The organism is Micromonospora sp. NPDC049114 (assembly GCF_040648635.1).
Taxonomy (GTDB): Bacteria; Actinomycetota; Actinomycetes; order Mycobacteriales; family Micromonosporaceae; genus Micromonospora.
In genome coordinates, this window is record NZ_JBEZEA010000001.1 from 1,372,563 (window position 1) to 1,392,633 (window position 20,071).

Annotated in this window: 24 protein-coding genes; 13 read left to right on the top strand and 11 right to left on the bottom strand. The window is 68.4% G+C overall.

Annotated features, from left to right (window positions below; all coding sequences use genetic code 11):
* Positions 1-288, bottom strand: coding sequence for a DUF6458 family protein (locus AB0B39_RS06550; protein WP_357491530.1), 288 nt, complete (start codon positions 286-288; stop codon positions 1-3).
* Positions 289-400: 112 nt separating this feature from the next.
* Between AB0B39_RS06550 and AB0B39_RS06555 the strand changes: the two genes are divergently transcribed.
* Complete coding sequence (locus AB0B39_RS06555; protein WP_357491532.1) at positions 401-940, top strand: histidine phosphatase family protein; 540 nt, start codon at positions 401-403, stop codon at positions 938-940.
* A 55-nt stretch (positions 941-995) separates the two neighbouring features.
* Here the strand turns inward: AB0B39_RS06555 and AB0B39_RS06560 are convergent, their stop codons facing one another.
* From AB0B39_RS06560 to AB0B39_RS06575, 4 genes are all read right to left on the bottom strand, one after another.
* Positions 996-1,265 (bottom strand): DUF6458 family protein, encoded by a 270-nt coding sequence (locus AB0B39_RS06560; protein ID WP_007454197.1) that lies wholly within the window; start codon positions 1,263-1,265, stop codon positions 996-998.
* Positions 1,266-1,472: 207 nt separating this feature from the next.
* Positions 1,473-3,329, bottom strand: coding sequence for an acyl-CoA dehydrogenase (locus AB0B39_RS06565; RefSeq protein WP_357573663.1), 1,857 nt, complete (start codon positions 3,327-3,329; stop codon positions 1,473-1,475).
* Between the two features lie 128 nt (positions 3,330-3,457).
* Positions 3,458-4,585: a PP2C family protein-serine/threonine phosphatase gene (locus tag AB0B39_RS06570; protein WP_234588960.1), complete on the bottom strand. Its 1,128-nt coding sequence runs from the start codon at positions 4,583-4,585 to the stop codon at positions 3,458-3,460.
* 101 nt (positions 4,586-4,686) lie between these two features.
* Complete coding sequence (locus AB0B39_RS06575) at positions 4,687-5,325, bottom strand: septal ring lytic transglycosylase RlpA family protein (RefSeq protein WP_357573664.1); 639 nt, start codon at positions 5,323-5,325, stop codon at positions 4,687-4,689.
* 187 nt (positions 5,326-5,512) lie between these two features.
* Between AB0B39_RS06575 and AB0B39_RS06580 the strand changes: the two genes are divergently transcribed.
* From AB0B39_RS06580 to AB0B39_RS06590, 3 genes are read left to right on the top strand one after another with little or no spacing between them, the layout of a single operon-like run.
* Positions 5,513-6,064 carry a phosphoribosyltransferase family protein gene (locus tag AB0B39_RS06580; RefSeq protein ID WP_357573665.1) on the top strand — a complete coding sequence of 184 codons (552 nt, stop codon included), beginning with the start codon at positions 5,513-5,515 and terminating at the stop codon, positions 6,062-6,064.
* Between the two features lie 33 nt (positions 6,065-6,097).
* A complete protein-coding gene (locus tag AB0B39_RS06585) occupies positions 6,098-7,159 on the top strand; it encodes a hypothetical protein (RefSeq protein ID WP_357573666.1) in 1,062 nt (353 codons plus the stop codon).
* A gap of 57 nt (positions 7,160-7,216) precedes the next feature.
* Entirely contained in the window at positions 7,217-7,648 is a 432-nt protein-coding gene (locus AB0B39_RS06590; protein ID WP_357491543.1) for an ASCH domain-containing protein, read from the top strand.
* A 7-nt stretch (positions 7,649-7,655) separates the two neighbouring features.
* Here the strand turns inward: AB0B39_RS06590 and AB0B39_RS06595 are convergent, their stop codons facing one another.
* Positions 7,656-8,534, bottom strand: coding sequence for an LLM class flavin-dependent oxidoreductase (locus AB0B39_RS06595; protein ID WP_357491545.1), 879 nt, complete (start codon positions 8,532-8,534; stop codon positions 7,656-7,658).
* 48 nt (positions 8,535-8,582) lie between these two features.
* On the opposite strand from AB0B39_RS06595, the gene AB0B39_RS06600 reads away from it, so the two are divergent.
* From AB0B39_RS06600 to AB0B39_RS06610, 3 genes are all read left to right on the top strand, one after another.
* On the top strand, positions 8,583-9,098 hold the full coding sequence (locus tag AB0B39_RS06600) for a GNAT family N-acetyltransferase (RefSeq protein WP_357491547.1): 516 nt from the start codon (positions 8,583-8,585) through the stop codon (positions 9,096-9,098).
* Between the two features lie 76 nt (positions 9,099-9,174).
* Positions 9,175-9,879: a dihydrofolate reductase family protein gene (locus tag AB0B39_RS06605; RefSeq protein WP_357573668.1), complete on the top strand. Its 705-nt coding sequence runs from the start codon at positions 9,175-9,177 to the stop codon at positions 9,877-9,879.
* Between the two features lie 34 nt (positions 9,880-9,913).
* Entirely contained in the window at positions 9,914-10,558 is a 645-nt protein-coding gene (locus AB0B39_RS06610) for a dihydrofolate reductase family protein (protein WP_234588943.1), read from the top strand.
* A 38-nt stretch (positions 10,559-10,596) separates the two neighbouring features.
* Here the strand turns inward: AB0B39_RS06610 and AB0B39_RS06615 are convergent, their stop codons facing one another.
* Together AB0B39_RS06615 and AB0B39_RS06620 are read right to left on the bottom strand one after the other, a co-directional pair.
* On the bottom strand, positions 10,597-10,962 hold the full coding sequence (locus AB0B39_RS06615; protein ID WP_234588941.1) for a VOC family protein: 366 nt from the start codon (positions 10,960-10,962) through the stop codon (positions 10,597-10,599).
* Between the two features lie 184 nt (positions 10,963-11,146).
* Positions 11,147-11,482 carry a hypothetical protein gene (locus tag AB0B39_RS06620; RefSeq protein ID WP_357573669.1) on the bottom strand — a complete coding sequence of 112 codons (336 nt, stop codon included), beginning with the start codon at positions 11,480-11,482 and terminating at the stop codon, positions 11,147-11,149.
* A 579-nt stretch (positions 11,483-12,061) separates the two neighbouring features.
* Between AB0B39_RS06620 and AB0B39_RS06625 the strand changes: the two genes are divergently transcribed.
* From AB0B39_RS06625 to AB0B39_RS06635, 3 genes are all read left to right on the top strand, one after another.
* Entirely contained in the window at positions 12,062-12,445 is a 384-nt protein-coding gene (locus tag AB0B39_RS06625) for a hypothetical protein (RefSeq protein ID WP_357491553.1), read from the top strand.
* Positions 12,445-13,089 carry a hypothetical protein gene (locus tag AB0B39_RS06630; RefSeq protein WP_357491555.1) on the top strand — a complete coding sequence of 215 codons (645 nt, stop codon included), beginning with the start codon at positions 12,445-12,447 and terminating at the stop codon, positions 13,087-13,089. Before AB0B39_RS06625 ends, AB0B39_RS06630 begins: the two co-directional genes overlap by 1 nt.
* Positions 13,090-13,294: 205 nt before the next feature.
* Positions 13,295-14,431 (top strand): pentapeptide repeat-containing protein, encoded by a 1,137-nt coding sequence (locus AB0B39_RS06635; protein ID WP_357491557.1) that lies wholly within the window; start codon positions 13,295-13,297, stop codon positions 14,429-14,431.
* An 18-nt stretch (positions 14,432-14,449) separates the two neighbouring features.
* Here the strand turns inward: AB0B39_RS06635 and AB0B39_RS06640 are convergent, their stop codons facing one another.
* The 3 genes from AB0B39_RS06640 to AB0B39_RS06650 all read right to left on the bottom strand — a co-directional run bounded on the left by AB0B39_RS06640 (position 14,450) and on the right by AB0B39_RS06650 (position 16,587).
* Positions 14,450-14,839, bottom strand: coding sequence for a DUF4265 domain-containing protein (locus AB0B39_RS06640; RefSeq protein ID WP_357491559.1), 390 nt, complete (start codon positions 14,837-14,839; stop codon positions 14,450-14,452).
* A 189-nt stretch (positions 14,840-15,028) separates the two neighbouring features.
* The gene (locus tag AB0B39_RS06645; RefSeq protein ID WP_357491561.1) at positions 15,029-15,724 is read right to left on the bottom strand and encodes an HAD-IA family hydrolase; all 696 of its coding nucleotides are present in this window, start codon (positions 15,722-15,724) and stop codon (positions 15,029-15,031) included.
* Entirely contained in the window at positions 15,721-16,587 is an 867-nt protein-coding gene (locus AB0B39_RS06650; RefSeq protein ID WP_357491563.1) for a GntR family transcriptional regulator, read from the bottom strand. The genes AB0B39_RS06645 and AB0B39_RS06650 overlap by 4 nt, the downstream gene beginning before the upstream one ends.
* 131 nt (positions 16,588-16,718) lie before the next feature.
* Between AB0B39_RS06650 and AB0B39_RS06655 the strand changes: the two genes are divergently transcribed.
* The 3 genes from AB0B39_RS06655 to AB0B39_RS06665 all read left to right on the top strand — a co-directional run bounded on the left by AB0B39_RS06655 (position 16,719) and on the right by AB0B39_RS06665 (position 19,963).
* The gene (locus AB0B39_RS06655) at positions 16,719-16,964 is read left to right on the top strand and encodes a DUF6284 family protein (protein WP_357491565.1); all 246 of its coding nucleotides are present in this window, start codon (positions 16,719-16,721) and stop codon (positions 16,962-16,964) included.
* A complete protein-coding gene (locus AB0B39_RS06660; RefSeq protein WP_357491567.1) occupies positions 16,964-17,740 on the top strand; it encodes a DUF2637 domain-containing protein in 777 nt (258 codons plus the stop codon). The genes AB0B39_RS06655 and AB0B39_RS06660 overlap by 1 nt, the downstream gene beginning before the upstream one ends.
* A gap of 90 nt (positions 17,741-17,830) precedes the next feature.
* On the top strand, positions 17,831-19,963 hold the full coding sequence (locus AB0B39_RS06665) for a cell division protein FtsK (RefSeq protein WP_357491569.1): 2,133 nt from the start codon (positions 17,831-17,833) through the stop codon (positions 19,961-19,963).
* Positions 19,964-20,071: the final 108 nt, after the last annotated feature.

Below are 20,071 nucleotides of genomic sequence, written 5' to 3' on the forward strand. Positions count from 1 at the left end.
TCAGACGGGGCGACCCGGCCGACGCACCTCGCGGTACTCCTGCACGACCTGGTCGTTCTGGACGGGAACGACCCGGTCGGCCACCACGCGCTCTTCGCGGACCGGGGCGGCGACCACCGTGCGACGGCGGCTGTTCCAGAAGTAGAGGGTGGCGAGCAGGCCGGCGACACCGGCGAGCATCAACACCCAGCCGACGACGGCCAGGTTCAGCCAACCCAGGTCGGCCTCCACGGCGAACGCGAAGATCGCGCCCAGCGCGATCAGGAAGATGCTGCCACCAATGCCCATGTCTCGCTCCTCGGCTCTTACCAGGCGTACGGTCCGCCGCGGCCGTTGATAGGGGTGCGGCATCCCTGGACTTACCCCGGCAGGAAGATCGCCAATCGGGCAAGCTGGTGGTATGACGGACAGCCATGCCGACACGCGGACACTGGTGTTGCTCCGGCACGCCAAGGCCGAGCAGGGCAGCGAGGGCACTGACGACGCCGAGCGCCCGCTCAGCGCCCGCGGGGAGGCCGACGCGGCGGCGGCCGGCGCGTGGCTGGCCCACCACGATCTGCTGCCCGACGTGGTGATCTGCTCGACGGCCCGGCGCACCCGCCAGACCTGGCACGGGGTGGCGATGGGGATGGCCGGTTCGCCGCCGGAGGGTGGGCCGACCGGTCCCCGCCCGACCGTCCGCTACGAGCCCGGCGCGTACGACGCCCACCCCGAGGAGCTGTTGTCGCTGGTCCGTACCGCCGATTCGGCGGCTCGGGTCGTGCTGCTGATCGCCCACAATCCGGGTGTCTCTCTGCTGTCCGCGTTTCTCGACCCGGAGACTGCGGACGAGGAGGGGCTACGGACCGCCGAGCTGGCGGTGCACCGCAGCGTGTCCGCGTGGACTGAGTGGGGCAGAGGCGGGGCGCCGGTCGCGCAGCGGTACACCGCACGCGGCTGAGCCACCCGCCGCGCGTGACGGGTGGCTCAGGCGTACGTGCTCAGGCGTGCGTGGGTCAGGACGGCGGCGCGGTCGGCGGCGGGGGGTCCGGCGGCGGTGGCATCATCGCCGTCGGATGGGACAGCCGGTTCTCCTCCACGATGAGGGTCCGGGCCCGCTTGCGCCGGTCCTGCCAGAACCAGAGCGTGGTCAGCAGCACGGCCAGCCCGGCCAGGATGAACACCCAGCCGACCGCGCGCAGGTCTATCCACCAGACGTTGGCCCTGATCGCGAAGGTCATGATCGCGCCGAGCGCGATGAGAAAGATGCCGCTTCCTACACCCATGTGCGCTGCACTCCCCCGTGCGGTGGCTCTGGGCGTTCCCTTTCGTGGTCACGGCGGGTTACCCGCCACGGCACCGGCATACCCGACCGGGCTCAGCCAATGTCTCGGACGTGAAGCGCGACGGCCGGCGGGGCGATTGCCCCACCGGCCGTCGGTGTCGGCGCCGGGTGGTGCGACCCGGAACCGCTCACGCGTGCCGCGGCACGGTCAGAAGGCCTCTTCCGGGAGGTCCATGATGTCGAGGTCGGTGCCCTCGATGATCCGCCGGTCGGCGCCGATGCGCGGCAGCACCTCACGGGCGAAGAATCGGGCGGCGGCCACCTTGCCGGTGTAGAACGCCTTGTCGGTGGCGGAGACCTCGCCGGCCAGCGCCTTGAGCGCGACGTCGGCCTGCTTCTGCAGCAGCCAGCCGACGACCAGGTCGCCGATGGCCAGCAGGAACCGCCGGCTGCTCAGGCCGACCTTGTAGAGCGCGCGGGTGTCGCCACCCTGTGCCTCGCCCAGCCAGCCGGTCATCGTGCCGAGGATGTTCTGGATCTCGGCGAGCGCCTTGCCGAGCGCCTGCCGCTCCTCCTTGAGCTGGCCGTTGCCCGCCTCGGAGGAGATGAACTCCTGGATCTCGGCGGCGACCGCCATCAGCGCCTTGCCGTTGTCCCGGACGATCTTGCGGAAGATCAGGTCCAGGCTCTGGATGGCAGTGGTGCCCTCGTACAGCGTGTCGATCTTGGCGTCCCGGACGTACTGCTCCAGCGGGTAGTCCTGCAGGAAGCCGGAGCCGCCGAAGGTCTGCAGGGCCTCGTGGCCGAGCATCTCGTAGGCCCGCTCCGACCCGACGCCCTTGACCAGCGGCAGCAGCAGGTCGTTGACCCGCTTGGCCAGCTTGGTGGCCTTCTCGTCGCCCGCCGCCTCGGCGATGGCGACCTTGTCCTGCCAGGTGGCGGTGTAGAGGACCAGGGCACGAAGACCCTCGGCGTACGACTTCTGCAGCAGCAGCGATCGGCGGACGTCCGGGTGGTGGGTGATGGTGACCCGCGGGGCGGTCTTGTCCGCCTGCTGGACCAGGTCGGCGCCCTGCACCCGGCTCTTCGCGTACTCCAGGGCGTTGAGGTAGCCGGTGGAGAGGGTGGCGATGGCCTTGGTGCCGACAAGCATCCGGGCGTACTCGATGATCATGAACATCTGCCGGATGCCGTCGTGCTTGTCGCCGAGCAGCCAGCCCTTGGCCGGTACGCCGTGCTCACCGAAGGTCAGCTCGCAGGTGTTGGAGACCTTCAAGCCCATCTTGTGCTCGACGTTCGTGGTGTAGACGCCGTTGCGCTCACCCAGCTCGCCGGTGGTCTCGTCGAAGTGGAACTTGGGCACCACGAAGAGGGACAGGCCCTTGGTGCCGGGGCCACCGACGCCCTCCACGCCGACCGGGCGGGCCAGCACGTAGTGCACGATGTTGTCGGTCAGGTCGTGCTCGCCCGAGGTGATGAAGCGCTTCACGCCCTCGATGTGCCAGGAACCGTCGGGCTGCTGCGTCGCACGGGCCCGGCCGGCGCCGACGTCCGAGCCGGCGTCCGGCTCGGTGAGCACCATGGTGGAGCCCCACTGCTTGTCGATGAAGAGCTTGGCCCACTTCTTCTGCCGCTCGGTGCCCTCGACGTGCAGCACGTGCGCGAAGGACGGACCGGAGGCGTACATCCAGATCGGAGCGTTGGAGCCCAGCACCAGCTCGGCGAGTGCCCACCAGAGCGCGCGGGGCGCGTTGGTGCCACCCAGCGCGGGCGGCAGGTCCAGGCGCCAGAACTCGGAGTCCATGAACGCCTGGTACGACTTCTTGAACGACGCCGGCAGCGGCGCGGTGTGCGTGGCCGGGTCGAAGACCGGCGGGTTGCGGTCGCTGTCCGTGTAGCTGGCGGCCAGGTCCTCGCGGGCGAGGCGGTCAAGCTCGGCGAGGAAACTGCGGGCGGTGTCGGCGTCGAGTTCCGAATAGGGCTCCTGGCCGAACGCCCGGTCCGCCCCGAAGACCTCGAACAGGTTGAACTCGAGGTCCCGCAGGTTGCTCTTGTAGTGGGTCATGCTCGCTGGCCCCGCTTCCGGACAGGTGTTACCGATCAGTAACCCCAACTGTATTACTCGCGGGTAGGCAGCGACAAGCCGATCACGTAAGTGACGGCGATTACACAGTTGCGCGCCGGAAGCCCCGCTCAGCTCTCGGCGGCGCCGACTTCCCAGCTCGGAACCGCCGACGTCGCGCCCGTACGGGCACCGACGTACTCCATCAGGACCAGGGCGATGTCGTCGTCCAGGTGCCCGTGCACCCACTCGACGAGGGCCGTCTCCAGCGACGCGAGCCCGTCGGCGACCGTGCCGTGCCCCAGCAACCGCCACGCCCGGTCGGCGGTGGGGAAGAACTCACCGTCCCGCCGGGCCTCGCCGAGACCGTCGGTGAACAGGAGCAGGCGGTCGCCGGGCTCCAGGCGTTCCACGCGGGGGCGCACCACCGGCATGAACCCGAGGGGCGGCGCCGGCGCCGGCGGCTCCAGCGGGATGACCGCGCCCCGGCGCAGCAGCAACGGCGACGGGTGCCCGCAGTTGACGATCGTGAGCGTCCCGCCCCGCTCCTCGACCAGCGCGGCGGTCACGAAGTCCTCGTCGCCGACGTTGCGGGCCACCGCGCGGTCCAGGTCCGCCACGACGGCCCGCAGGTCGGCCCGCTCGTAGGCCACGTGCCGGTACGAGCCGAGGACGATGCTGGCCAGCCGAACCGCATCCAGGCCCTTGCCGCGGACGTCACCAATGATCATGCGGACGCCGTACGGGGTGTCGATCGCCTCGTACAGGTCGCCGCCGATCTCGGCCGTGGCGGTGGAGGAGATGTAGCGACCGGCCACCGAGAGCATGCCGACCTGCGGTCCGAGCGGGCGCAGCACCGCCTGCTGGGCCACCGAGGCCAGCTTGGTCAGCTCGGCGATCTGCTCCGCCTGCCGCTGGCGGATCGAGGCCACCGCCACGGCCAGCGCGCTCGCGACCGCGACGCCGAGCACGTTGACCGAGGTCACCAGCATCATCCTCGGGTCCACCAGGGCGAAGCCCACCCCGATCAGAGTCGCCGCGGCACCCACGCCCAGCACCACCCGCCAGGCCGCCAGGGCGGCGGCCAGGATCGGAGCCGCCGCCAGAAGGGCGACGTAGTGCACCCGACGCCCGTCGGCCAGCTCGAGCCCCGAGACGATCGCGAGCAGGGCGAGGGCCGCGCCGAGGCCGGCGCGGGATCCGGGGCTCAGCGGGCTACGGCCCGACTGGAGGAGTCGCGTGGGTACGAGGGACAGCATGCCTGATGGACGTGAACCGGTGAATGAACCTGGCCCGTCGTCTGAGGATGTTCTGTCCGGCCGGCCCAGGCTCGCAGCCGGATCGGTACTCCCGGCTGCGATCAGCCCAGGACCTCGTAGCGGACGGTGAGCGCGCCCACGTCGGTCGAGGCGATTGTCGCGAACGCGGCGCGGGACAGGTCCAGGCAGCGACCGTCGATGAACGGGCCACGGTCGTTGATCCGCACGACCACCGACTTGCCGCTGCTCGGGTTGGTCACCCGGACCTTGGTGTTGAACGGCAGCGTCTTGTGCGCCGCGGTCAACTCGTTCGGGTTGAACGACTCGCCGTTGGCGGTCAGCTGCCCGTCGGAGTAGAAGGAGGCGCCACACGAGCCGCTCTCCAGCACCTTCGCCGCCGCCGTGGTCTTCTTCGCCGTCGGGCGCGGCTTCGGCGACTCGGTGCGGGCCTTACCCCGGGAGGCGGCCTGCGGCGACCGGCTGGCGGACGGGCTCGCCGTCACGCTCGGCGAGGCGCTGGCGCTGGCGCTCGGCGACGCGGTCGGGGAGCTGGGGGCGAGGCTGGCGGGGGCGGTGGTCGGGGTGAGGTCGAGAGTCGTCTGACCCGACTGCCCGGAACCCGAGGTCAGCTGGACGGCACCGACGGTGCCACCGACGGCGAGGGCGACGCCGACCGCCGCGGTGGCCGCGATGCCCGCCGGAGAGGAGAAGATGCGGGTACGGGAGTGCCTGCCTGCCACCGGCCCGGTCCTTTCGTCGACTGAACAAACCGGGTCGGACCGTAACGAGAGAAGCACTTCCGAAGTCAACGTGATCATGGTGGTATGCCGGTATTTGCCCTGGTACGTATAGCCGATCATCCGAGCCGGGGTGGGTCGACCGGCCCAGGTGCGGACGCACCGCCCGACCGTGCCGCACGATGGACGGATGCCCGCTGAGCTGACCGAACGCCTGGCCGCCCTGTTCCGCTGGATCGACCCCGGCCCGGGCGCCAGCCACCTGGTCAGCGACATCTCCGGCTGGTGGCGCGACCCCACCGTGCTGGCCGAGCTGGGACCGGCACTGGTGGCGCCGTACCGGGCCGCCCGGCCGACCGTGGTGCTCGCCCCGGCGGTCACCGGCCTGCTGCTCGGGCCACTGGCCGCCACCGCCCTCGGGGTCGGCTTCGTGGCCGCGTACAAGCCCGGCGACGGGAGGTTGCCGGCCGGCCCGCTCACCTGGGCGCAGAGCCCGCCGGACTACCGGGGCCGGCAGGTCGACCTGGCCGTCCGGGACCGGCACCTCGGCGCCGGCGACCGCGTTCTGGTGGTAGACGACTGGGTACGCACGGGCGCCCAGCTCCACGCCCTCTACGACATCTGCGCCAAGCGCGGCGCGCAGGTGCTCGGCACCGCGGTGGTGGCCGTCGACTGCCCGCCCGAGACCGCCACCGCACTGCGGATCACCGGCCTGATCGCCGCCACGGATCTGCCGGGTTGACCTGAAGTCCACTTCACCTTCGACGATCGACGCATGAGCGACGGAATTCTCGACGAGGCGTACGAGCGGCTGCACCGCACCGGACCCGAATACGAGGGCTGGCTCTCCAACCACGGCCCGATGGCCGTCGAGGCGCTGGCCCGGCACGGGCACGGGCAACGGGTGCACCGCTGGCTGGACGACTACCTCACCCGGCTCGACGAGCTGCCCCGCGGCCTGCGTCCGATCGACGACTGGCGGGCGGCGCTGGGCGACGCGAAGCGGGCCGGTGACTGGCTGGCGTACTTCGACCGGCACCTGCGCGAGCAGCCGTGGCGGGACGTGCTCGGCACCTGGTGGCCCCGACTGCTGCCGGGCATCGCCGCCGGCGCCACGCACGGGGTGATCCGGGTCGGGCACGCCGTACGCGCCCTGCACCTGCACGACGCGAACCCGCAGCGGCTCACCGAACTGGGTCAGGCCCTCGGCTACTGGGCGGCCCGCTGGCAGCCGGTGCCCGGCGCCGACCGGCTGCTCGCCTCGGTCCCGTCGACCACCCCCGAGGCCCACCCGGACACCGCGGGACCGGACGTGGCCGCCGCGCTGGCCGGGGTGCCCCGGATCGACGACCAGACCGGGGGCATCCGGGATCGGCTGGGTCGGCTGGTGGGCGTACCCCGATGGGAACCGGCGCTCGCGGCGCTGCGCCCCGCGCGGACGCCGGCCGAGGCGGAGCGCGGGCTCGTCTCGCTCGTGCACCGCGCCGGCCTCGACTACCTGCGCTTCGCTCACGCGGAGCCGGTCATGCTGGTGCACGCGGTCACCGCGCCGACCGCCGTGCTGCGCACCCTGCCGGCACTGGACCGCGCGCTGTGGGCGCCGAGCCTCGCCGCGGCCTGGGCCGCGACGGCGGCCGTGACATCGGTGTACGCCCCGACCGCCGGGATCGCCCCGCCGTCGGTGACCGCCGCGACCCCGGCGGAGGTCTTCGCCCGTGCGGCCCGACACGGCGACGCGCATGTGGTCAAGCTCGCCGACGCGGTCCTCGACGCACACGCGGCCAGCGGTGACCAGCGGCTGCTCGACGCAGCGGGCTACGCCGGGCAGCTGATCTGAGCGGCGCCGGACGAATTGCGGCGACGGCGCCGGCCGCGCTGGCCTAGCCTCGGCAGGATGTGGCCTCGGATCGGTGATCTGCGCACGCTCGCCCTCGGCACCCCCGGCGAGCTGCGGGCGACCCTGAACACCCTGGTGCTGGCCGGCGTGAAGACCGCGACGGCCGGCCGGCTCGCCGAGTACGCCGAGGAGGGCGAGGAGTTGGAGCAGGTCGGCGAACGGCTCGCGCTCGTCGACGACAACGACGCGCTGGCCGGCGTCGTCGAGATCACCGGGGTCGAGGTGGTGCGCTTCGGCGACGTGCCCTGGGAGTTCGCCCGCGCCGAGGGCGAGGGTGACCGCTCGATCGAGGAGTGGCGGGCCGGGCACTCGGCCTACTGGGCGCGGCTCGGCACCCCCGTCGACGACGACACCCCGATCGTCTGCCTACGCCTGCGCCTGGTCTCCGGCGGCGAGGGCGGCGTGGCCACCGGAGACCTCGGCACCTGAGCCGGCGCTATCCGCGCAGCTCGGGCAGGAGTCGGGTCGCCACGTCGGCCAGGACGGCCTCGTCGCCCGCGTACCAACTGCTCTCGCGTGGCCAGTGCGTCACCACGTCGGTGAAGCCCAACTCGGCGGCCCGGCCGACCTGATCGGCGAAGAACTGCGCACTGCTGAGCGAGAACACCGGGGCCGCGTCCATCGACAGGTAGCGGTCCAGCGTCGCGGGGTCGCGGCCGGCCTCGTCCAGCGTCCGGTCCATCCGGGCCGACAGCGCCGACACCGTGCCCCACCAGCCCTCCACATCGTCGGCCTCGGTGCCGGTGGTCACCCAACCCTGACCGAACCGGGCCACCAGCCGCATCGACCGTGGACCGTTAGCGGCCACCACGAACGGCACGCGGGGCTGCTGCACGCAGCCGGGGTTGTTGCGGGCGTCCACCGCGGAGAACCAGTCCCCACGCCAGGTGGTGCCGTCCTCCCGCAGGATCAGGTCGAGCAGTTCAGTGAACTCGGCGAACCTGTCGACGCGCTGGCGCGGCGGCAGCGTCTCGCCGCCCAGCACCGCCGAGTCGAAGCCGATGCCACCCGCGCCCAGGCCGAGCAGCAGCCGGCCACCCGAGACGTCGTCCACAGTGGTGATCTGCCGGGCGAAGGCGGCCGGGTGCCGGAAGTTCGGCGACGCCACGAGCGTGCCCAGCCGGATCCGGGACGTCACCGTGGCGGCGGCGGTCAGCGTCGTCATCGAGTCGAACCACGGACCGTCGACCAGGTCCCGCCAGCCCAGGTGGTCGTACGTCCAGGCGTGGTCGAAGCCCCACTCGTCGGCCTGCCGCCAGCGACGCTGCGACTGGACCCAACGCTGGTCCGGGAGGATCACGATGCCAATCCGCATGATCGCCAGCCTAGCCGCGTCCGATACACCTGCCTTAGCATCCCGGTGATGCGAAGGACGCCGACGGTGGTGCGACAGGCGACCCGGTCCGACGTGCCCGCGCTGGTGGAGTTGCGCCGAGCCAACGCCGAGGCGCACCTCGCGCTGGACCCCGACGTCTACCGGCTGCCGCAGCGCGAGGCGGTCGTCAGCCACTTCACCACAGTGCTGGGCGACCGGGCCGGCGGGGACGCCATCCTCGTCGCGGAACACGACGGACAGATCGTCGGGATGGTCGAGGTGCTGCGCCTTCCCGAGCCGCCCGCACACCAGATCCTGCGCCCGCAACCGTCGGCGCAGATCCACACGGTGGTGTCGAGCGCCGCCCGGGGACTCGGGATCGGCTCGGCGCTGCTCGACGCGGCGGCCCGGTGGGCGACCGAGAACGGAATCACGAGCCTGTCGGCAGGCATCCACCACCGCAACGACGGCGCGGTGCGCTTCTACAGTCGCCACGGCTACGCGCCCTCAGGCACCCTACTCAACAAGCCCTTGTGTGTCCCAGGTCACAGTCCTGCACGGTAGGGGCGTCCTGATCGGCTCCGACCTCGTTGCGAGCAGGCACCCGACGGGCGCCGCCCGAGGAGAGGGACGAAGCGACATGACGAAGGTGACCGCACAACTGTCGGTGTCGGTGGACGGCTTCTACGCCGGCCCGCTGTTCGACGGCGACGGCGACTGGATCGACTCGGCCGAGAGCGCAGCCTTCTTCCGGGTCACCCGCTGGGCGACCGAGGCGATGGCGTGGCGCGAGCGGCTGGGCTTCGCCGGCGGCGAGCAGGACGCCAACTCCGACGTGATGGCCGAGACGTTCGACGCGGCCGGCGCGTACGTCATGGGCCGGCGGATGGCCGACGGCGGTGAGGTGCCCTGGGGCGAGGAGCCGCCGTTCCGCGCGCCGGTCTTCGTCGTCACGCACCGACCCCGCGAGACCCTGCTGCGCGGTGGCGGCACCAGCTTCACCTACGTCACCGACGGCGTGGCCAGCGCCGTCGAACAGGCCCGCGCAGTGGCCGGCGGCAAGAACGTCGCAGTGGCCGGAGGCGGCAGCCTGGTGCGGCAGGTACTCAAGGCCGGCCTGCTCGACGAGTTGGAACTGCACGTCGTACCGGTGGTGCTCGGCACCGGCCTGCGGCTGTTCGACGCGGACCTCGACCTCGCCGACAAGGAGGCCATCGAACTGACGCCCACCCGGGTCATCCCCACCCCGCAGGTCACCCACATCCGGTACGAGGTGAGCGGTCGCGCCCCGCTCGTACTCGACGACCGGGGCCGCGGCGGCGGCCCGACGGCGACCGCGAACTGACCCGCGCCTTCATCAGCCTCACGAGGAGCTTTTCATGCCACAACTGTTGCGGGTGCAGTGCTTCAACGTCTCACGGGACGGGTTCGGCACCGGGGAGGGTCAGAGCCTGGAACGGCCCTTCGGTCACGCGGACCCCACCCCGCTGTTCTCCTGGCGTTCCGCCACCGCCAGCTTCGTGTACCGCACCGAGCCGGGCGGCACACGCGGGCTGGACGACTACCTGACCCGCGACGCCGAGTGCAACATCGGCGCGGAGATCATGGGCCGCAACAAGTTCGGCCCCCAGCGTGGCCCCTGGGAGAATCACGAGTGGCAGGGCTGGTGGGGCGACAACCCACCGTTCCACACGCCGGTCTTCGTGCTCACCCATCACGTACGGCCGTCGTTCAGCCTGTCCGACACCACGTTCCACTTCCTCGACGCCAGCCCCGCCGAGGCGCTGGCCCAGGCCAAGCAGGCAGCGGACGGTCGGGACGTACGCCTCGGCGGCGGGGTGGCCACCATCCGCGAGTTCCTCGAGGCCGACCTGGTCGACACGATGCACATCGCCGTCGCGCCCGTCGACCTCGAGCGCGGCGAGCGCCTGTGGGAAAGCCCCGACGAGCTGCTCGACCGCTTCCACCTGGAGTCGGTGCCCAGCCCCAGCGGAGTCACCCACCTCCTGTTCTGGAGACGATGACCCGCGTTGTTTCGGGGGGCAATGACCCCCCAGCCGATCTACAGGCGGGACAGCACCAGCAGCCGGTTGCCGTCCGGGTCGGTGACCCGGGCGGACCGCTCGCCCCAGGGCTGGTCGACCGGCTCCTCGGTGACCGTCGCGCCGCCCGCGCGCAGAACGTGCACGGCCGCGTCGCAGTCGTCGGCGTACACGCACAACTCCCACCGACGCGAGAGGGCGGGATCGCCGGCATGCGGGTCGGCGGCCAGGCCCAGCTCGCTGTTGCCCAACCGCAGGGCCACGAACTCCGGCTCACCGTCCTCGGGAAACCGGTAGGTCAGCTCGAACCCGAGCACGTCCCGGTAGAACCCGATCAACCGCGGCAGGTCGGGCGTCGTCACGATGGGGAAAGCCTCGGTGAACACGCGACCACCTCCTGCTCGGACCCTAACGGGTGCACAAGCCGGCGAATCCCCGCCGACAGCTGCGCACCACAGATCTTGGACAGTTTCCGTTCTGTCTGAACGGAAACTGTCCAAGATCCGCGGGCTCGCACTGCCGCGCGCTTCCTGAGATCGCTCACTAGCGGGTGCGCGTCCTCGACTCCCGCTACGTTCCGTAGGGCTTGGCGGAGGTCGCGACCCAGAACAGCAACACGATCGACGCGACAACGCCGGCGACCGCGATGAGGACGGTGACCAGGGCCGCGCGAGGCGAGTTGCGTCGGCGCAGTTCCCACGCCGCGGTCAGCTGGAACAGCAACGCGAACATCTCGAAAAAGGCGAGCCAGAGGAAGCCGAAGAGGCTCAGCATCCCCTCGGGGAGGTCGCGGCCCTCAGCCATCTGGACGCCGCCCCAGGCGGCGCCCACCCAACACGGCGCGGCCAGCCCGGCGAGCACGTACACCGCCCGGTAGGAGACAGGGCCGGAACCATCGGGTGGCACAGCGGGCCAGCGGGGTGTCTGCGACGGAAGAGCATTCCCGGACGCTAACCGCGCAGCTCTGCCGGGAGAATCGGCCGACGGGGCCGGGGCTCCGCGTCGATGAGCCTTCGACTCAGCGCAGGCGGCCGGGCAGCACGCTCCTCGGCGCGGCCGGCCGCAGCAACGTCGAAGGCCCTGACCGGGACTCGCGTCCTGGTCAGGGCCTTGATCGTGGAGCGGGTGACGGGAATCGAACCCGCACTGTCAGCTTGGGAACCGTACAAGATCCCTCGACTGCGCGAAGGTGCGCAGGACAGCCTATCTACGGGTTCGACTGCAATTGGCCTGGAGTGACACCAGGTGTCCCGGCCTAATGGCCCGCCAATGGCCCAGCCCTTGCCCAGCTTAGACCGACAGCGCGCTGGCGGCTCTGCTGACGGAGTTCCGTGTACTGCGCCGCATCGCGCCCTCGCCTGTCCTTGATCCGACCCGCGACGCGCCGGGCACCGCCCCACCCGCCACCTAAAGTCAGTGCGAGGAAGCGCAGAGTCATCGCGCTCAACCGGCAGGAAGGCCGAATAGATGCTTGACCCTGAAGCCATGGCCATCGTCACAGGCGCGGCAGGCAACGTCGTTGCGTACATGTTAAACGGTGAGGTGGACACACTGCGAACATGGGCGAAACGCATCTTCCGACCTGCGAGCGGAAGCAGCGAAGCAACTCAGGTCGGCTCAATCGTACGCGACTGTGCCGCGCTTACTGAGGGCGCGTTGTCGGAGACGGAAACGAGAATCCGATGGAAAGCCATCCTTGAAACCTATCTCTCCGAACACCCGGAGGTTCGGCCGGAAATTGAGGCCTTAGCGTCCAGCGCACCCGCCAAGACGGACGGCATGTACGTAGGGACTCAGCGGAATGAGTCGGGTGGTGTATTTATCGGACGCGATAACCACGGCGATATTTCGCGCCCTGGGGGAATCTGATGTCGGCAACATCTGCGGATAACTGGCCGGGCCCTGGAGTGCAACGTAACGAGAAGAACGGTGTTTTCATCGGCCGAGACAACTACGGCCCAATTCACAATATCGACGATGCTACCCGTGAGGTTCTAAAGAAGCTTGCGGACGAAGCTCCAGCGCTGCACGAGATCCTGAGGAGGGCAATTAAGGAGGGTCTCGTGTCGCCGGACGTGGTGTACGCCCTGGAATTCGCGGCCCGCAGCATTAATGAGGATGTTGCTGTCATGCTTAACCGCGCAAGCCACAACATCAACGAGGATAACGCCACAACTTTTATGGCCGCCGCAAACAAGCTGGAACAACTCGCATCCCATGACTATGGTGATGGCCTGAACGGTGTCGCTCAACGAGTAGAGTCGCTCGTTCAGCGATTTGAAACGGTTTCAAGCTCACTGGACAACCGAGACCTTGAGAACTTGCCGGGCAACCTCGACAATGTTCTAACCAATTTCCGATACGAGGCTGACAGGATTGAGGGAGTAGTTACCCCTCCACCTGCGCAGATTGTCGTTAATTGGAGAGTTACTTGGCGAGCTTATCTCGTTGGGATTGCGACCGGGCTAGCCCTTGTCCTCGTTGGCTATATCGCCTATCGGACTAACCGCTAGTCGATGGAATCGAGGGCATTGCCGGGGACACAAGAGATTAGGTCGTCGGTGCTGTCCCCCTCGTCCTCCCAGTTCAATCCCTCTCGGGGGACAGCAGGGACACGGGGGACAGTGGGGACACGACTGCCGCGACCGGTAGCCTGATCGGGTGCTGTCTTCCTTCCTCCGATCAATCCGCGCCCAACTCCGGCGCATCGTCCGATCGGTGTTCTACGCCGACGAGCGACCGAGGCAGCTTGGTCGGTATTCGCCGAAGATGATGCGATTCTCGGTAACCCTCGCACTCGCCATCTCGGGTGCCGCACTTGCGGCTTATGCTGTATTTATTGCTCTTGCGTGGACACGCGGCGCAAACGTCCCACTGCTCCCGGTTCAGAAGAATCCGAAGCCGCTGACGTCATCGGATATATACGATCTAACCCGAAGTGCTGTAGCCGTTGCAGGTTTAGCCGCTGGTGTTTTCGCAGCTGTCTACGCCTACCGCAAGCAGAGGGTAGAAGAAGCTGCAAGTCGGCGAAGCGATGAGGAGCACTTTTCTTCAAGATATCAAGACGCCGCAGACCAGCTCGGCAGCGACAAAGCGGCGGTTAGGCTGGCGGGTGTGTATGCGCTTTCGAGGCTTGCAGATGATTGGCCGGAACAACGGCAAACCTGCATCAACGTCCTGTGCGCTTACTTTAGGATGTACAAGGAAGGTGACGATTTGCCGGCTGGAGAGAAGGAGGTAAGGGTTACCATTCTAGATGCGCTCCTTGACCGGCTCGATCCTACCGCTTCAAATTCTTGGCGCAATTATGACTATAGCCTCAAGGGTTCTTTTTTCGACTCCGACTTTTTTATGCCTGACGGCCCCGGTGAGGGTTTCATTGATCTCTCCGAGTCGACATTTTCTAAATGCCGCGTTTGGATACAGAATGACCATAAACATGATCTAAATGTTGTCGATTTCAGGGAGTCAATTTTCAAGGAGGCGCGAGTAGAAATAAGGGGTATCTACCCATGCGGTGACCTGAACTTCAACCGCGCGCGCCTCCAAAGCGGCAAGTTCAACTTCAGCAACCTTCGACTCGAAGGCGGGACACTGCGGTTTGAAGCGACGTCCTTCGAGGGAGCTGATGTGTTTTTCTCCGGCGCTGAATTTGCAAAAGGTACTGCGGATTTCACGAAAGCTGATTTTGCGGCTGGGCGCGTCGATTTCAGCCATGCCGACTTCAAAATCGGAGTGGTCGAGTTCGGGTATGCCTCTTATGGTGATGCGCGCTTGATTATGGAGGACGTGAAAGGCGATAAACCTCAGGGGCTACCCAAGGATTTGTGGAAGCCCAGGGAATCGGAATCCTAAATGTCGACTTACTTCTCGTCAGTCTACCTCAAAGATTCTGGCATTTTCACCGAGTAACGGGGCGATAGTTTCGTACGGATCATGGTCGACGGGGACGCTTACGCTCAAAAGATTAGGATACCCCCACTCGACTTCATAATTCATTGTTCGCAGTGCCTCGATAAGCTTTGAGCGCTCCTCCCTGTCGGGCCATGGGAGTTCGAAGAATATGCGCGTCGTCTTGCGGTTCCGTTCGACGACCTCTACAACTTCCAGATACGGCCAACGCACCTTTACCCTGACTATGTCACCAGCCGCCACGTGGGCATAGAAGCCGTTATTGCCCAACTCGTAGGTGTCGCGGCCAACTTTCTTTGCCCACATATTTTCGCCGGTCGGCCCGTCTTCGCCCGACAGTTCGAAGCGCACCTTCTCAGACTCTCCTAACGGAGCACTAAGAAGATCGCCATAGCGCCACCGATCCCATAGATAGTACTTGGCTGTTGAGCTCCATAGCCAAGATTTCCACCTGATCTGGTTGATTAGTTTCATTGTTCTCTCACGGGGTGTGCAACGGTCGGGACAATTTCGGGGCTATGCCCTACGAATGCCCGCAATTCAAGGGCAGTCGGGTGACACGGGGGACAATGCCTCGGCGATGTCCCCCATCGACGTGACCACGATATCGGCTGCTGTGAAGGCGCTGGCCTTCCACGCTCTGTTGGCGTAGCCGATTGCGACGACCCCGGCGGCGTGGGCTGCCTCGATATCGGAGAGCGAGTCCCCGACCAACACACAGGAGCCCGGCTCAGCCCCGAGGGTGCGCACAGCATCGAGCACCGGGCCGGGGTTCGGCTTCATCCGCCTCGGATCCGCGTACGCCCGGCCGATGATCGGCCTGACGTATGCGGCTAGACCATGGGCCATCAGGTAGGCCTCAATCGCCGTCGCCGAGTTGTTGCTCACCACGGCAACCGGCAAGCCTCGGGCGTTCGCACCGAGGATCACCTCACGCCCGAACGGTGTTGGCGCAGCGATGCCAGCGGCGTGCACCTCGGCTGCACATAGGGCTTCCTCAACCGCCATCGTCAGATCATGTGGGCAGGTCTCGCCAACCCACCGCAGTACGGCAAGAGGGTCGCCCTCGCTGCGTACCTCCGGCGGCATGGAGACGCCTTCAACGTCGAGTAGCGCGACCAGCTCGGCCGCGACACGCGGCGCGGGGTATCCCGCGAAGATCGAACAGACCGGCCCGTCGAAGTCCAGGAGCAACGGCCCGCCGCCCACCAGGTCGGACAGCGTCGGCGCGCTCACGACCGGTACTCGCGCGCGACGCTGTCCCACACTGAGTTGAACCAGAGGCGCGCAGACTCGACAAACTGCGTGCCGTGCGACGCCTCGTCTTCGTCGACGGCGTAGTGGAACAAGGTCGCATCCCTGCCCATAAGGTCGAAGATCTCGACCGGCTCTCGGCCGATCGTCACCTCACGCTTGACTGCCGGGTAGAAGCCGAAGAACGCCTCTCGCCCGTTCAGCATGTAGAGCTTGAAGGTCGGCGCGATGCTGTGCGTCCGCACGTCCACCGTCGCGGACTTTACGAGGCCGAGGTCGGCGAGTTCCTGCACCTGATCGATGATCCCGTCGGCGGCCCGCCGGGTGATGCGTTCTGCCCGCTTCCGGACAGCAGGATCGTCCGACCCGGTCGCAGCGAGGGCCGGTAGCGCCATTGGCACCGACATGTCAGAGATCAGCAGGCGGACGCTGATGGTCTCGGGAGCAGATCGACCGGCACGCACCATGTCGAGTGCCTCGGCGATTGCGTCCCGCAGCGTCTCACCCGAGAACCCGGCAAAGTCGATCGCCACGTGCTCGTGTTCGAACGCTGCCTCGATCAGGGGCCGAAGCTCGACCGGCCGCTGTGTCTGCGCACGGACGAATGCTCCGCTCCCCTGCCTAGTCACGATCAGGCGCTCGTTGCGCAGCACCTCAAGCGCGCGCTTGATCGTCTCGCGCGCGACGCCATACCGGTTCGCGAGTTCGGGTTGCGACGGCAACTTGTCACCGGGCGCGAGCTTCCGGGTCAAGATCGCGGCCCGGAGCATGTTCGCGATCTGCTGCGACGCCTGTCGAGGGTCGTCGGGATCAAGGTCACCCAGGAATTCAAGGTTCTCGGCCACGAATCGACACTACCTCTGACTAGCCAAGCCAGGAAAGTTCCCACGCGGAGCTTGACCTGACTAGCCAAGCCAGCCTACTGTCGAACGCATCGAGCCTGACTAGCCAGGCTCGTCAACTTCGGAGGTTGGTTGTGCGTAAGTACCCGCTCCAGGTCGACGAACCGACGCCGGCCGAGTTGGCCGCGATCGAGGCCGAGTGGCCGCTGATCGAGGCAGAGCTGTCCGTTCTGGACGCCGAGATCAGCTTGATTAACGCTGCCGCCCACGGCGGCCCGTCGCCGCTGGACTGGCGGCGGCTGCGTCGGGCCGAGGCCCGCGTGACCCGCGTCGCTGTCGCGCTGGCCGTGCGGCCCGCCGACCGGAAGGCGGTCGCCTGATGGCCCAGGACCTCAAGCGCCTCAAGCGCATCGGCTGGGGCGTTCGTTCGGTGTTCGCTCTCGGCATCGCGGCCTCGCTGGCTGGCAACGTGCTGCACGCCAGCGACAACGTGATCAGTCAGGCAATCGCCGCGTGGTCGCCCGTGGCGCTGCTGCTGGCGGTCGAGCTGATCTCTCGGATCCCGGCGCGGCGCGGTGCACTGTCAGCCGTCCGGCTGGGAGCTACGGCCGTCATCGCTGGCATCGCGGCGTGGGTGTCGTACTGGCACATGGTGGGCGTGGCCACCCGGTACGGCGAGGCCGACTCCTCGGCCTACCTGCTGCCGTTCAGCGTGGACGGCCTAATCGTGGTCGCGTCGATCAGCCTGGTCGAGATCGGCGGCCGGATCCGCACCCTAACCGAGACCGCGACCGAGGCCGCATCGGTCAGCGAGCCCGCCCCGGTCCCCGCCTACCTGACCGAGTCAAAGTCGGCCTACACCAACAAGGACATCGGGGAACCGGAGACGCCTGCCGCGCCGGTGCCCACGGTCGAAGTCGCTTCGGGTTCGGCGGTCAAGAAGACGCCGGTCAAGCGGGTCACACCGCGCCCGGTGTCGGCCGAGAAGGTCGCCAAGGCCGCCGCCAAGATGCCCGACGCGCCGGTCTCGCAGATCGCCGCCAAGGCCGGTGTCTCGGTCTCGACCGCGCGACGTCATCTCGCCGCTCTGCGCACCACCGATGCGTCACCATCTGCCCCGCTTCCTGCGGAAACGCCCGCCCTCATCGCCGCATAGCTTCGCCCGGTGACGCGGCCACCCGCCGCCAAGCAAGCGCCGCGTCACCGGCCCGCCATCAGTCACTAGACCTCAGGAGAGACCCCCATCATGACTGCTCCCAACCCCAACCCCGACAAGTTCGACTGGACGGCCGCCGAGAACGACGTCGCCGAGGTGGTCGACCTGAACGCCGAGCGCACCCGCCGGACCGCCGACGCGGGCACGCACTTCGAGGTGAACCTGGACGAGACCCCGCAGCGCGGTGGGATGCCCGTCGAGTTGCCTCCGGTGGACGCGTCCGGCAAGCGGCCGATCGTGCCGGCCAACTGGTCGACGTGGCCGAACATCCGACACAGCCTCGCGCAGGCCGCCGCCCTGACCGGCTACCGCGCCGGGTTCCACGCCGTCCGCGCACCCTGGTACGCCACCCTCGCCACGTTCTGGGCCGGGGTAGGCACGTTCCGGCTGATCGGCCGGCAGCTCAAGTGGTGGTGGGTGTCGGAGCAGTACGGGCTGCGGCAGGCCGCCGCCGACGCCAACGACCCGGCCATGTGGCTCAAGCTGCACCGCGAGGTCAAGGCCACCCGCATGTGGCGCGGCATCGTGCTCGCCGCCGAGGCCGTCGCGGTGTGCGTCGGCGGCCCGGTGCTCTACGCCGTCGCCCCGGTGTGGGCGCTGGTGCTCGCCGCTTGCCTCCTGGTCGCGTTCCTGGCGCACATCGGCCGTCCCGAGGACCGGCGCATCATCACCCCGGCCACCGTCTCGGGCCGCTTCCGCCGGGTGAACCCGGACATCATCCTGCGGGCCTACTATGCCGCTGGTCTCGGGCACCCGGACAAGGCGCACCAGCAGATCGGGTTCGGCTCGACCATGGCCCGTGACGCCTCGGGCACCGGTTCTCAGGTGTCGATCGACCTGCCGTACGGCAAGACGTTCGACGACGCGGTCAAGGCACGCGGCGCGATCGCCTCGGGCCTGGACGTCGCGGTTTCGCAGGTGTTCATCACCCGCGATCCCAGCTCGCACCGACGGCACACGCTGTGGGTCGCCGACCGCGACCCGCTCGCCCAGGGTGCGGGCCGGACGCCGCTGCTGCGCTGCAAGCCCACCGACATCTGGCAGCCTGCCCCGTTCGGGCTGGACGAGCGCGGCAACAAGGTCGCCGTTGACCTGATGTGGAACAGCATCCTGATCGGCGCGCAACCGAGGCAGGGCAAGACGTTCGCTGCTCGCTCGCTGGCCCTGTACGCCGCGCTGGACCCGTACGTGAAGCTGACGGTCCTGGACGGCGGCGGCAAGCCGGACTGGCGCAAGTTCGCGCTGGTCGCCGACCGGTACGCGTTCGGTATGGCGATGACCCGCGACGGCGACCCCGCCGAGATCGCGCTCGAAGCGCTGCGCGAGATCAAAGCCGACGTGCAGGACCGGTACGAGCGGTTGTCCAAGCTGCCGGTCGACATCTGCCCCGAGGGCAAGCTGACCCGCGAGATCGCCCGTGACCCGAAGTACCGGATGCCGGTGCGGCTGGTGGTCCTGGATGAGTTTCAGGAGTACTTCGACCTCGGCGACATCAGCAAGGAGATCGCGTCCCTGCTCGTCTACCTGGTCAAGGTTGCCCCGGCGGCCGGTGTCGGGTTCGTCGACGCGACCCAGCGCCCCTCGGGTGTGGGCGGCGGGCAGGTTGCCACGCAGTTCATCAGCTTCCGGGACAACCACCAGGTCAGGTTCTCCCTGCGTACCGGCTCGTGGAACGTCTCCGACCTGGTCCTCGGCGCGGGGGCGAACTCCGAGGGCTACGACTCGTCGACGCTGCTGCCCAGCTACAAGGGCGTCGGCATCCTGCGCGGCGCGTCGGACGCCACCCCGACGGTTCGCACGTACCTCGCCGACGCGGACGACGCGGAGAAGATCCTGATCGCCGCCCGGAAGCTGCGCGAGGCAGCCGGCACGCTCTCTGGCATGGCGGCTGGGGAGGACGTCGCCCGCGAGATCCGCGATGTGCTCGCCGACGTTCGCAGCGTGATCGAGCGCGGCGAGACCGGCGCGCAGTGGGAAGAGATCGCGGCCCGCCTCGCCGACCGGCTCCCCGAGGCGTACGCGGACGTGACCGCCGAATCGATCTCGGCTCAGGTCCGCTCGTTCGGTGTACGCAGCGTAGACGTCAAGCGTTCCGGCAAGGCCCTCAAGGGAGCCAAGGCCGACGACATCGACGCCGCGATCACCCGCCGCAAGGCCGCATAGCCGGTCGCGGCCCGCCCGCGACCGGTCGCGTCACCGCGACTTAACCCGCGACCGGCCTGGTCAGCGCAGACATTGACCGGTCGCGGGTTGCGTCGCCAGCCCTTCACG